We start from the raw sequence: 13,492 nt of genomic DNA on the forward strand, positions 1-13,492 counted from the left end.
ATATTGGTTTGCCACGAATGCACGAATAAAAAAGCGTTTTTCTATCCTATTTGCCTGTGTGGTTAAAAACAACAACAGGCCGTTTCCCGGTGGAAACAGCCTGTTAATATATTTAGTAAATATTATGTAATATTAATGCCCTGATTTGGCCTCCGTACTTTCTACATGACTTAGATATTTTGTGCAATAAGCACCGAAGATAAGAATCACAAGATAGCAGAATACAGGAATAATAAATGAATGTTGTACGCCAAACTGATCTGCAAGATACCCCTGGAAAATAGGAACGATAGCCCCTCCCAAAATAGCCATTACAACCAATGAAGAACCCTGACTCGTATATTTTCCTAAGCCTGAAATGGCCAACGTATAAATGTTAGAGAACATAATGGAGTTGAAAATTCCGATTCCCAGAATACTGTACATAGCCAGCTCACCATGATTCACCATGGCTGAGATCAACAATATAACATTGATAGCTGCAAAAATAGATAACGTTCTTGCCGGAGCGGCTTTACCGATGAAAAAGGCAATGAAATTAAGAACAATAAAAACCAGGAAAAAGCTGATCTGGGCAAAGGTAAGATTCACAATGCTGAAAATCACAAGGAAAACTGCTGCAGCTGCCCCCAACATATAAACTGCTTTTTTCCCCTGACTTAATGATTGATTGAGAGAAATAGCTCCCAGGAAACGACCGATCATCGCGCCTCCCCAATATAGGGAAAGATAGTTTTTGCTGATAATTTCGTTAAAACCCATAATTTGGGACTGTTCAAGGAAACTGATGATAAAACTTCCCACTGCAACTTCTCCGCCTACATAGCAGAACATCGCAAATACTCCGAATTTAAGGTGACTGAATTCCAGAGCTCCCCAGCCTTTTACGATTTCTTCTTCTCCTATCTGAAATGACGGCAGCTTTACCCTGGAAATCAATAAAGCAACCAATAAAAGAATTCCCGCAAAAATCAGATAAGGAATTCTGGTCGCTACAGCACTGAATGAGCCATCCGGAGATGAGAAAAATTCAAATATCAGATGTCCTCCCAATACCGGAGCAATTGTTGTTCCGAAGGCATTAAAAGCCTGGGTCATATTTAAACGGCTGGAAGCAGATTCTTCACTACCCAATAAAGAAACATAAGCATTCGCTGTGATTTGTAAGACGGTAAAACCAAGCCCCAGAATAAACAATGCTCCTAAAAACAAAGGATAGTAGGAGAAAGTAGCGGCCGGATAAAACAGGATACAGCCGAAAGCTGCAAGAAAAATTCCAAATAGAATTCCTTTTTTATATCCTAATTTATTGATGGGATCTCCCTTGGAAATAGAGATCAGAAAATAAATAAGCGATCCTATAAAGTAAGCCCCGAAAAAACAGAACTGTACCAGCATGGATTCGAAAAAGGTAAGATTGAAAAGTTGTTTCAGATAGGGGATCAGGATATCATTCATACAGGTAATGAATCCCCACATAAAAAACAGCAGGGTGATGGTAATCAACGGGACCGTGTAATTCCTGCTTTGCGGTTGTACTTCTTTGTTCATAAACATTTATTTATCTGTGGTAAGGATGTATAAGTCCTTATCTTTTTTACTACAGCATTGTATTTTGTGAAGTAGGGCAAATATAGGGATCAACCCCTGTTTTTGCAATTATTTTAAAGGCTTTTATAATGAAATGTATATTTTTTATCATATAAAAACATTATTTCCATTTTTTGAGACAATAATACAAAAACAACATGATTTATCAACAAGATATATTCAAAAAAACGGTTTTTATTTTTATAATAAAGAACCGGTTTTTTAAATTAATAATGATAAGTTTTTAAACTTTCATAAAACTGATAGCCAAAATTTTGTATTTTGACAGCCTATTTATGCAATCGAAAAATTTAATATATCATTATTATATAGTACCTTTGCACACGAAATTTAAAGAGTTTAAATATTAATTCATACTCAATACGGAGTATTAAGAAGACAAATTTATGAGTATACCTCAAGCGTTTACAGAGTTGATTACTCTTGCTGATGGCAGAGAAATCACTATTGAAACAGGTAAATTGGCCAAGCAGGCTGATGGATCTGTGGTAGTAAAAATGGGTGGAACAATGCTTTTAGCAACTGTTGTAGCCAATAAAGAAGCAAATCCCGGTGTAGATTTCTTACCATTAACAGTAGATTACAGAGAAAAATTCTACGCAGGCGGAAGAATTCCCGGCAATTTCTTCCGTAGAGAAGCAAGACCATCTGATCAGGAAATTTTAACAATGCGTTTAGTAGACAGAGTACTGCGTCCGCTTTTCCCTGAAGATTTCCACGCGGAAGTACAGGTGATGATTTCCTTAATTTCTTATGACGGAAAAACAATTCCTGATGATTTAGCAGGTTTAGCTGCTTCTGCAGCGATTGCTATTACTGATATTCCTTTCAACGGACCAATGTCTGAAGTAAGAGTTGTAAGATTTGACGGAAAACTTTCTATCAATCCTAGCTATGAAGCACTAAAAGATTCTGAATTGGATATTATGGTTGGAGCTACTAAAGATTCAATCGTAATGGTAGAAGGAGAAATGAAAGAAATTTCTGAGCAGGAAATGTTAGAAGCTATTAATTTCGGTCATGCTGAAATTAAAAAGCAGATTGAAGCTCAGGAAAGACTGGCAGAAAAAGTTGGTAAAGCTTTCCCTAAAAGAGAATATTCCCACGAAACTCACGACGAAGAAATCCGTGAAAAAGTTTGGAAAGAAACTTACGATAAAGTATATGAAGTAGCAAGAACTCCATCCGGAAAAGAGGAGAGAGGTGAAAAATTCAAAGCGGTTCGTGAAGAATTCCTTGCTCAGTATGCTGATAACGAAGAAGAATTGGAAAGAGTAACTCCTTTTGTAAAAGTATATTATCATGATGTAGAGAAAGAAGCGATGCGTCAGATGATCCTTGAAGACAATATCCGTCTTGACGGTCGTGATCCTCAGACGATCCGTCCGATCTGGTCAGAAATTGACTATCTTCCGGGAGCTCACGGTTCTGCAGTGTTTACAAGAGGTGAAACTCAGTCTTTAACGGCAGTAACGTTAGGTTCTGTAAAAGATGCCAACATGGTAGACAGCGTCATCACGCAACACGACGAAAAATTCTTCCTGCATTATAACTTCCCTCCATTCTCAACAGGTGAAGCAAGACCTTTAAGAGGAACTTCAAGAAGAGAAGTTGGACACGGTAACCTTGCTCAAAGAGCATTACAGGCAGTTATTCCTGAAGAAAATCCATATACAATCAGAGTTGTTTCCGATATCCTTGAATCAAACGGTTCGTCTTCAATGGCAACAGTTTGTGCAGGTACCTTAGCATTGATGGATGCCGGAGTACAAATTACAAAACCTGTTTCAGGTATTGCAATGGGATTGATCACGGATGCAAAATCAGGTAAATTCACAGTACTTTCCGATATCTTAGGAGATGAAGATCACCTTGGAGATATGGACTTCAAAGTAACAGGTACTGCAGACGGTATCACAGCTTGTCAGATGGATATTAAAATCCAGGGACTTTCTATGGATATCATGGAAAAAGCTTTGATGCAGGCTAGAGACGGAAGATTACACATCTTAAATAAAATCACTGAAACTATTTCTGAGCCGAGAGCAGATGTGAAGCCTCACGCTCCGAAAATGGTAGTAATGGAGATCTCTAAAGACTTCATCGGTGCGGTAATCGGACCTGGAGGAAAAATCATTCAGCAGATGCAGAAAGATACGGATACCGTTATTGCTATTGAAGAAATTGGTGAGATCGGTCGTATCGAGATTGCAGGAACAGACAGAGAGAAAATCAATGCTGCTGTTGCCAAAATCAACGAAATTACTTTCGTACCGGTTGTAGGTGAAGTATACAAAGGTAAAGTGGTAAAAGTAATGGACTTCGGAGCTTTCGTAGCGATTGCTAAGGGAACTGAAGGACTTCTTCACATCTCTGAAATTGAATGGGCCCGTTTAGACAAAGTTCCTTACGCAGAAGGTGATGAAGTAGAAGTTAAATTTATGGGTTACGATGATCGTAAGAAAATGAAACTTTCCCGTAAAGTTCTATTACCAAGACCTCCAAGACCAGAAGGAAAACCAAGACCAGAAGGTCAGGGTAAGCCGGACGGACAAAGAAGACCGGAAGGACAAAAACCACAGGGTGAAAAACCTGCGGAAAGCCAAACTCCTTCTACAGAAGCATAAGATGAATTCTTAGTATAAAGAAATCCCTCAATACGAGGGATTTCTTGTTTTTATAAGTCATTGCAAACCGAAGGTAAAGCAATCTCAGAAAGTATTTGGCATGACCCACACTGGAATCTTTTTTTACTATAAAATCTTCTGTACAATGATTAAAAACTGTCGATAGGACTGTTCATTTTTTCTTTTACGGAAACACTTTCAGATGTGCTGGATGCAGGTGTATCTCTGGTGGTTTTAAATAGAAAATCAATCTGTTTTCTGATATCTGGATCAGGTGAGACTTTATAGAATTCATTAAGTAAATCTACTGATGTCGGTTTCTTAGGGTACCGGTTGTTGTTAAGAAAATTTTTGAGAGCCATATTGAGTTTATCTTCACCTAACAGGTCACTCAATCGTACCATAGCAACGGCTCCTTTTGAATATGCGATATGTGGAACATCTCCGGTTGCTTTGTAAATAGCCCTGTTTTCAGAAAGGCCCTTTTCATTATTGTAAATTTGTTGATGTACCAGTATTCTTTCCATCATTTTTTCCCTGCCATACATTTTTTTATACAGCATCATTTCTGTATACATCGCCAGTGTTTCGGTAAGCATTACTGATCCTTCTCTTTCATCCGGATCAATCTGGTTGTTACCCCACCAAAGATGAGAAAGTTCGTGTCCTGCAAGCTCATTGATGACATCCTGCTTCTTATCCGCCTGGATATTGGCGTGAAAAATCATATCCTCGGGCATAAAGATCGCAGAAGGATAAGCTGTAGCGGCAAAACCTCTTGTAAATGAAGAAATTTCTGCAAAACTGATGGTTTTAAAAGGATATTTTGCGAAATTTTGCTGGCAGTAATCTAAAGTAAGCTTTGCATTTTTCAGAAGATGATTTACATTTTCAAAATGTTTTTGGTGATAAAAGATATTGATGGTAATTCCTTTATAGCGCTCACTTTTTATTCTGTAGTTAGCTGAAGAGACTGCGAAACGAAAGGGAATTTGATCTGCTTTGTACTTAAAATAAAGACGCCCTGATTTTGTCCATTTCTTTACCAGATCTCCGGTTCCGATGGCGGTTTGATTTTTCTCTGTAGAAATGGTCATATCCAGATTGATGAAGTCTTTTTTAAATACCTCAGGATCTTCAGGGCTTTTCATTGGGGTGAGTTTTCCCAGCTGGAAGTGATTTCTCTGTTGTTGATCCTGAACCTCGTTGTGCTTCTGATAACCGAGGGTCGGATAATACCTGCTGATGCGCATAAAAGAACCGTCACCAATGATCGCATTGAAAGACTGATGACCATTGACTGCATACCATTTATAAAATAATTTAAAATTAAGTAGGCCTGTATCATTGGGCTGCATAGGATTTTTTAGCATAATCTCTGCCGTGGCAGCATTGACCTTTATAACTTCATTACCCAATATAAACGTAGCATTTTCCACATGTAAATCAGGATGAAAGTTGATGAGAACTTTATGAACAGGCTGGCCGGTTTGGTTACGCACTGTATATTTTCCGGTAATCTGATAGGCATTTTCTGAAGGATAAAGCTTAATTTCTGTAGTAACATCGGTAATATCAGGTTGTGGCAGATTTTCATATTTGCGGTATTTTTTCTCATATTCAACAGATTCCATCACTATTTTATCCTCATCTTTGGGAAGGTAACCTTTCATGAAATACATTCCTGCGAACAATCCGAAAATTAGCAAAATAGTGATAAGTACAGCATGAAGAAGAATTCGTCTTTTGGAGATAATGAATGTATTGATCGTCCATAAAGAAGCAATTACACCAACTCCAAAGACCAGTCTTTGAGTGAAAGCCAACATATAAGTTCCGTACCCGTTAAAATCACTGTAACTGCCCTTAAAGTCTGAAAAAATCCTCAAAAGGGGATAAGGAAGGATTTTGCCGGAAGCAGGACCTGCCAACACTAAAACAGCGAAAACAGATATTCCCAGGGCAACAAACTTATTCCGGAAATTGTCATTGATCAACAGAATAAAGCCGGAAAATAAGATGAGAGGAAAAGTAGTAAAAAGAAAGACGGGAAGATAAGCGTTCCAGTCAATATAAAAGTACTGATATACCGCCTGAAAAATAATCCCTTGGGCAATCAGAATTCCTGTCAGGAGGAATAGCAGGATACTGATCGCAATTAAATGCCCGGAAAGTTTGTTCTTACGGAGAAAAGCAGTGTTTTCAATCATACAGAATGCTGAAGAATGACTTCTCCAGTACAGATCATTGAGAAAATAAGCGGAAATCAGTAATCCGAATAAAGGAAAATTCTCAGAGATCGTGGTTGCCATAAGACCCGAGCTTGCATATTTTTGAGGAATACGAATGCCTTTTTCAATTTCCGCATACAGCTCCATTCCAATGCAAAAAAGTAAGAGAATCGATATCGCAGGTACGGTAATGCTTTTAAACAGGTAAATGAGATCAATTTTTGCATAAGAAAATATAGAGGCTATAAAAGCTTTTAAACCGAAGTCAGGAACAATAGGTTGATATTTTGAAACCAATGATCTTGATGAAAGATCTGAAACTTTCAATATCTTTTTTCCCTTTTTTCCGGCGAAACTGCTGAAAGAAAATAGCCGGATAGACAGGGAGATAAAAATTACGGATATGAGTACGAATAGTATTCTGTTTAATAACAGATACCCTGATAAATGAACAGGCTCTGTGTTCTTTTGAAGAACAGTGGTTGTTCTTGCGTCAAAAAAATAAGAAGAAAGCCCGAATGGATCTGCTACCGCAGAAAATTGCTGCGCTTCCAATGATTGTGGAATACTTCCGGTCATAAAAGGTGAATTGGAAAATAGTAAAACAATCATATAAAGTATGTATAGAAATAAACCGGATATAACGACGAATAACTTTTTACGAACACTAAGGGCAATCAGAAAAAGAAAGCTGCAGACTAAAAGGCTGTTGATAAGGCCGAAAATCAATATCGGATAGAGATAGTAGATGATCCTGAACCCTTCTTGCATTTCACTTCCCGTGCGAAGGAGCTGACCAATAATAAACCCGCTCATCATGAGACAGAAACTAATGAAGGTCTTTAGAAAATACATGGTAAATCTTCCGGTTAGATATGTCAGCTTTGACACAGGAAACGAAAAGAGAATCACTGCAAAACGGGTATCATGATCTTTAAAAAGCAATTGCAAAGCATAGACTGTGGCAAATAAAATAATGGAAAGACTCAGCATTCCGGTCATAAAACTGATGGTATAGGGCGAGTTTAAATAAATTCCTTCTCCTACTGAAAGATTGAACTGATTTCCGCAGAAAATACCGAGAGCTATCAGAAGTAAGGCCACAAGATAGGTGAGCCAGTGCTTGGAAGAGCGTCCGGCTTCAAATAAAAATATAGTGTTCATGATTAAGGTTTTAGGGTGAGTGTATGGAAATAAACGTGTTCCAATAAAGGAGTTACGGAACTGAAATCTTTCGGAGATTCTTCAGAAAATACAGTAATATGAAGCTCTCTTTCGAGAAGCTGTCTGCTGATGATTTCATAGCTGGAACTATAGGTTTCCAGTTCGGTTTTGTGAATCGGTTTTGACCAGATTTTATTTTCCAGCTTTGCGATTAATTTTCCAGGATTTCCTTTTCTGAGAATTTGTCCGTGATTCATCACCGCCATTTCTGAGCAAAGATTTCTGACATCCTCAACAAGATGAGTGGACAGAATAACGATCACATCCTGACTGATATCATTGAGCAATGTATTAAAACGGTTTCGTTCTTCAGGATCCAGTCCTGCAGTAGGTTCATCCACAATAATAATCTTCGGATCTCCCAATAATGCCTGAGCTACGCCGAAACGCTGCTTCATTCCTCCGGAGAAGGTGTGTACTTCTTTTTTAGCAAAATCAGAAAGATTGACCTTCTCAAGCAGGCCCAGAATTTGATTTTTACGATTATTTTTGTCGGTAATACCTTTTAATATGGCTATATGTTCCAATAGATCATAAGCTGATACTTTTGGATAGACTCCAAAATCCTGAGGAAGAAATCCAAGATTCTGTTTGATATAATCAGGATTTTTGATAATATCTACCTCATTGAAAAGCAGTGTTCCCGATGTAGGTTTCTGAAGCCCGACAATGGTTTTCATCAGAGAAGACTTTCCGGCTCCGTTGGGACCCAATAAACCGAACATGCCATTGTTGATTTCCAGAGAAATATTTTTAATAGCTTGAAAGCCATTTTTGTAGGTAAGGCTTAGGTTGTTGATGGTTAATGTATTCATAAGGTTGTGTTTGGGGAATAGAATGACCGGCCACCTTTTGGCAGCTCATTTTTAATGGATCTCTTGTGATGTCTGAAACTTAAGGCCGGAAGTTAAAAGGTAAGAGAAGATGATTTAATCTCAAGGTCCTTCAGGGTAAATTACTCTTTAAATTCAAGAATATCTCCGGGCTGGCATTCAAGGATTTTACAGATGGCTTCCAGCGTATCAAAACGGACACCTTTGGCTTTTCCGGTTTTAAGGATAGAAAGGTTTACAGGGGTGATTCCCAGTTTTTCTGCCAATTCTTTACTCTGCATTTTTCGTTTGGCAAGCATCACATCTAAGTTGACTATAATTGGCATTTTATATAAATAGGTCTTGTTCGTTTTGCAAATGTAGCCCTTGCTTAAAGATATTAGCAAGAAACAGACAGAAAATTCCAAGCATAAAGTGAATAAACACCAGGCCCCATATAAAAATTTCCACTTCTACAAAGAAACTCGCGATCATAACTACGGGAAGCGGAATGAAAATATTATACAGGTAAAATCTCTTGAGCTTTTGTATATGTTCTCTGGTGAATAGCTTATCCTGAAAAAATACCCTGAAAACTTTAGCGGAAAGCCAGAAAAAGATGCCATAAGAAGCTAAAACCAGGAGAAATGAAAAGAAAATATATGGATAATTGTTCTCAATATTCAGAAAAGGACTTTCTGTAAACGGATAATTGATATGAAGATATTGCCCGCCTTGGTAAGGGGTAACCGAAAAGTCTGTAGCCAGGCAGAGAATGGAATACACAAATGTTATTAAATATCCAACGGAAAGTAGGGTGCAGATATAAAATAAAATCTTTGAAATAATTTTGGTCTGGTTCATGTCATGATCATTATTTATATTGCAAATGTATAATTAATTATCGTAAAACAATAATTAATTTAAATAAAATATTATTTCAGAAAGATAGACGTATTAAAAAAATATGGGTAAAAGACAGTGTTGAACGTTGTTTTTAAGTAATTTTAATTGATAAAAAAATAAAACCATGGCTTACAATATTGAGTTGGCCGACAGAGTTCGTGAACGGCTGGCGAAAGTTCCTGATATTGAAGTGGAAGAGAAGAAAATGTTCAGTGGTTTATCATTTTTGATTAATGGTAAAATGTGCATTAATATCAGTCATGAAAATCTTATGTGCCGTTATAACCCTGAACTGGAAGATGTGGTCTCGGAACGAAAAGGTTTTCTGCCTATGATCATGAGGGGCAAGCAGCTTCCGGGTTATTGCTACGTAGAGCCTGCCGGATTTCGCCAACCTGATGATTTTGAATATTGGATAAAAATCTGCCTTGATTATAATCCGGTTGCAAAAGCTTCGAAGAAGAAGTAAGTATGAAAAGTCTTTGGATATCCTAGATTGGAATATGAGAGTGGGAGGCCGTCATGGTGACTCTCCACTCTGTTATTCGTTATTGATCTCTGTATAGTTTTTCTCTTATTTGAACCAGAATTTGAGTTGTTTCTTGTAAATTGGGCGCATCGGGAAGATCGGATGTAGTATGGTAGGAATCGATGGATTGTATCAGAGCTTCTGCTTTTTGCATCAGCATCTCATACGGGAGATTTCCGGCTTTAATATTGAGCAGTTCTTCACGATTGTCTACCCGAATACTAAGCGAACCGGTTTTAAAAATTTGCTCACACGATTGCAATAAACGGATGGTGTGCATCATGTTTTTGCTGTCGTAATTCTGTCCGTGTTCCTGATTTACATGATAACGGTCTTCGTTTCGTTCATGCACCCATTTCCAGTATTCTCTGTAATCTTTGCAGTATGTAGAGTAGGCATCAAGATTACAGAAGAGATAAGCTAAGGGCTTTTCAGTTTTTGGAACAGATGATACGCAAACCTGATTAGCCTCTTCATTTTGAACTATTCCTTTGTAGTTTAATGTTTGGGAAGCATCATAAAATAAAGCAAATATTCCCTTGGTATGATCGATATTGACCAATCCGCAAAGATCCTGAGTTTTTCCCTGTTCTGAAAGCCAGTTTTTTAACGGTACGGAGCCTTGTCCCTTAAGAATAAAACAAAAGTCAAGAATAGATTTTCTTTCCTTCTCAATAGGATTTACAATTTTTTTGTTGAGACCTTTCGCTTTTTTTATCTGAGAAATGGCATATCCGGCAAAAGTATCTTTACATAATTTGGATAAAAAATCTTCAGGTTTTAAAAGATCCATTACAGGATTTTTGTATTGAATACAATTCTCAGGGCTCGCCAGAATTTCCAGAATATTGGGATTGTTTTTCTGCAACAGTTCCACAAATCTTCCGATTTCATAATAGATGATATCATTGGTCTCGTTAGAAACCTGCGGAATATAGTTCAGTCCGAAGAAATCTTCTTTTGGCAGATAATATACCCCGCGGATATCGGTATCCGAGGTTTCAGTATCCAGTCCGAAAGCACGGCTTCCGGAAATAGCTTCAAAGAGAATAAGGTTTTTATTTTTTAAGTCTTGTATTGTCATGATTATATCGGAAACAAAATATTATTTGTTTCTCCGGCATTGTATTTTAGTTTGGATCTGAATTACTTATACTCCTTCTGTTGATTGTTCCAGTTCCCGGGCTGTCTGCAGGAATTCTTCCACATCCATTTCCTTAAAAAAAAGTAATCCGTGGGTAGCCCTTAACCGTGGACTGTCATTGTCGTAGAAGTATGGTTTTCCCAATATCAACTGGGAAGCCTGAAGCTGTTCTACCCATGTTTGTATAGAAAGGTGACTGAACTTTCCATTATACCGGTAGCTCGGGAAAGAGGCATTCACCTGGCTCAGGTAACTATTGGTAAAGCTTTCGTCCATTGTGCTCATGGCATTCAGTGACACAGGGAAAATATGAGTGACATCAGCGGCATTGAACTGATACCAGACATTTCGGTACCCCCATATTTTAAGCTGTGACAGGTCTTTTTCTTTACTCCATTCCCGTACTGCCGCCGCAATAGCCTGCAAAACTTTGTAATGGGTATCCGGACCGCTTCCTTCAGGATCAAATGCCAGACTGATAACGGTCGGATTGATGGCTCTCAACTCCTGCAGGATGGGATATACATCTCTTTCCCTGTTGGGTTTTTCAGTGAAAATAGCACCCGTGTAAAAACCAAGTCTCAGGTGAGATACATTTTTTGTTCTTACCCCAAAATGAGCCCATACCAGTTCTTCCTCATATTCGCGGATCATTCCTTTAAGGGTCTGGATTTTCGGTTCCGGATTCTGACCGTCATAGCTTGATCTGACCACAGAAATAATCCCATTGATTCTCTCTTCCAGTTCCTGCTGACTTGTAATATTCCAAAGCTCAACAATGTTTCTTACCATTCTGTGAGATACTGCTCTTGACCTCTCTGTTGCATTTTCAGAGGCTATATTGATGAGGTAATGATAGACATCTTTATCCCTTTTATTTTTGTATCCCACTTCAAAAAAGTCTGGATAATTAATCATTTCCACGTCTCCTTTTTGAATGAAAGAGAGGGTATCTCTAAGGATATCCGTTAAAAATTTATTCGTTACAGCCGTGAAACCTGATGTCAGTACAGAATAATGAGAGGTATTGGTTTCGTTACGGGACTGGTAATGGATATAAGGTAAAAGCCCGAGTGAAATATCATCATGATGCGGCCCTGTGTGATAAAAAACTTCGTGCGTAAGCTGCTCCGTCCCTTTTTTTATTTTATTTTCAATGGAAGTGATGACAGATTGCACCGTACTCTCATCAAGGCCTGGAATGAGCCGGGTATGGGGATCAGATCGCAGGTCCCCGATGGTAAGATGTTCTGCATATTTGTTGAGTTTTTGAGTCAGCTGCATGACAGCTTTATCCGTTTTTTCCTGGGACCAGCTTCCGGATTGATAATAATCGTCAATAAAATCATTCAGCATACTCGCTGCTCCCAACGTGATATAAAACCTGCTGTTGGGCAGTTTGGAAAGAACTGATGCAGGGTATAAATTGGAGGGCGGAAGTTCCAACGCATTTTTTATCATAGGAGCTTTGGCTTCTCCAGCGGCAAAAATAATGGCAACCGCATCTTTGTTATAGGTAATGGTTTCAAGTCCTATTGTGATGACCAGCCGTTCCCGGGAGATTTCAATTCCTCCAAGGTCACCTGCTGCAACGGCTTGTGTTTCAAAATTCGTTGAGGTCAGTCGGGTGGTCGAAAAAGGATCAGAACCTTTGATGTTGAACGCTATATGGCCATCAGGACCTATTCCTCCAAGGAAAAAACCGATTCCACCCAGGTTACGGATCTTCTGTTCGTATTCCGAACACCAATTATCGATGAGAAAAATAGACTCTTTCTGTAGTTTTTCGAAGGGGGTTTCCGGTTCATAATACCTTAATTCAAGATTGACCTTATGATCAGGAAAAATTTCTTCAAAGCTTTTACCTTCAGCCAGAGGAATTTCATCACAATTGATCAGGATCGCATTTTCTCTTTTCAGCCCCAGGCCTTCGATGTAATATTTATTGACATAATGATAAAAACTATTAGCCTGAGATGATCTGATAGGGTAGAATTCATCGATCTGCACAAAATGAAGCTCGGAGAGTGAAGGTTTAACATTCCCTAAACGATGCTTTTTTCTAAGCTCGGCAATCTCTTCTTTTTCCCAGTTTTCAAGGATATGCTTTGTCCAGAAAATGAAATATTCCGGAGTTTTTCCTGTTGGTAAACTGATGACCCCTTTGGGGTTTAGAGATACCCATTCCAGAAATCTAAGGGCTGTCAGCATCCCCAGATTAGGGAAATTATCGACCGCAATATAAGCGATATGGGTACTGCTGTTTTTCGAAAGATCTGTTACAAATGATTGTTCTACAGGCGTAAAGTTTTTGTTTTCCATATTTATGTTCTTTGATAAGGCTACTTAAAGGTATTGATAAATTTCTGATCCGCAATGGCTGTTATTACCGGTTTGGAATAAATAAT

The 13,492-nt window shown here is 38.3% G+C and carries 9 protein-coding genes; 2 read left to right on the forward strand and 7 right to left on the reverse strand.

All coding sequences use genetic code 11. The features are described 5' to 3' along the window. Nucleotides 1-132 precede the first annotated feature (132 nt). Entirely contained in the window at nt 133-1,551 is a 1,419-nt protein-coding gene (locus M030_RS0120135; RefSeq protein WP_228375304.1) for a sugar MFS transporter, read from the reverse strand. Nucleotides 1,552-1,997: 446 nt separating this feature from the next. On the opposite strand from M030_RS0120135, the gene M030_RS0120150 reads away from it, so the two are divergent. Continuing rightward, nucleotides 1,998-4,238, forward strand: coding sequence for a polyribonucleotide nucleotidyltransferase (locus M030_RS0120150; RefSeq protein ID WP_027375050.1), 2,241 nt, complete (start codon nt 1,998-2,000; stop codon nt 4,236-4,238). Nucleotides 4,239-4,387: 149 nt separating this feature from the next. Here M030_RS0120150 and M030_RS0120155 read toward each other — a convergent pair whose 3' ends face one another. The 4 genes from M030_RS0120155 to M030_RS0120170 all read right to left on the reverse strand — a co-directional run bounded on the left by M030_RS0120155 (nt 4,388) and on the right by M030_RS0120170 (nt 9,369). Beyond that, a complete protein-coding gene (locus M030_RS0120155) occupies nt 4,388-7,633 on the reverse strand; it encodes a M1 family aminopeptidase (RefSeq protein WP_027375051.1) in 3,246 nt (1,081 codons plus the stop codon). A 2-nt stretch (nt 7,634-7,635) separates the two neighbouring features. Next, nucleotides 7,636-8,508 carry an ABC transporter ATP-binding protein gene (locus M030_RS0120160; protein WP_027375052.1) on the reverse strand — a complete coding sequence of 291 codons (873 nt, stop codon included), beginning with the start codon at nt 8,506-8,508 and terminating at the stop codon, nt 7,636-7,638. A 140-nt stretch (nt 8,509-8,648) separates the two neighbouring features. Further along, entirely contained in the window at nt 8,649-8,852 is a 204-nt protein-coding gene (locus M030_RS0120165; protein ID WP_002980904.1) for a helix-turn-helix domain-containing protein, read from the reverse strand. 1 nt (nt 8,853) lies between these two features. After that, nucleotides 8,854-9,369: a DUF2975 domain-containing protein gene (locus M030_RS0120170; protein ID WP_027375053.1), complete on the reverse strand. Its 516-nt coding sequence runs from the start codon at nt 9,367-9,369 to the stop codon at nt 8,854-8,856. Between the two features lie 166 nt (nt 9,370-9,535). Here M030_RS0120170 and M030_RS0120175 point away from each other — a divergent pair, with 166 nt between their 5' ends. Then, on the forward strand, nt 9,536-9,880 hold the full coding sequence (locus tag M030_RS0120175) for a TfoX/Sxy family protein (protein WP_027375054.1): 345 nt from the start codon (nt 9,536-9,538) through the stop codon (nt 9,878-9,880). Between the two features lie 79 nt (nt 9,881-9,959). Here M030_RS0120175 and M030_RS0120180 read toward each other — a convergent pair whose 3' ends face one another. Together M030_RS0120180 and M030_RS0120185 are read right to left on the reverse strand one after the other, a co-directional pair. Further along, nucleotides 9,960-11,024 (reverse strand): DNA polymerase beta superfamily protein, encoded by a 1,065-nt coding sequence (locus M030_RS0120180; RefSeq protein WP_027375055.1) that lies wholly within the window; start codon nt 11,022-11,024, stop codon nt 9,960-9,962. A gap of 66 nt (nt 11,025-11,090) precedes the next feature. Next, complete coding sequence (locus M030_RS0120185) at nt 11,091-13,406, reverse strand: glucosamine-6-phosphate isomerase (RefSeq protein ID WP_027375056.1); 2,316 nt, start codon at nt 13,404-13,406, stop codon at nt 11,091-11,093. Between the last annotated feature and the right edge of the window lie 86 nt (nt 13,407-13,492).

This window comes from Chryseobacterium sp. UNC8MFCol (assembly GCF_000482305.1).
Classification (GTDB): domain Bacteria; phylum Bacteroidota; class Bacteroidia; order Flavobacteriales; family Weeksellaceae; genus Chryseobacterium; species Chryseobacterium indologenes.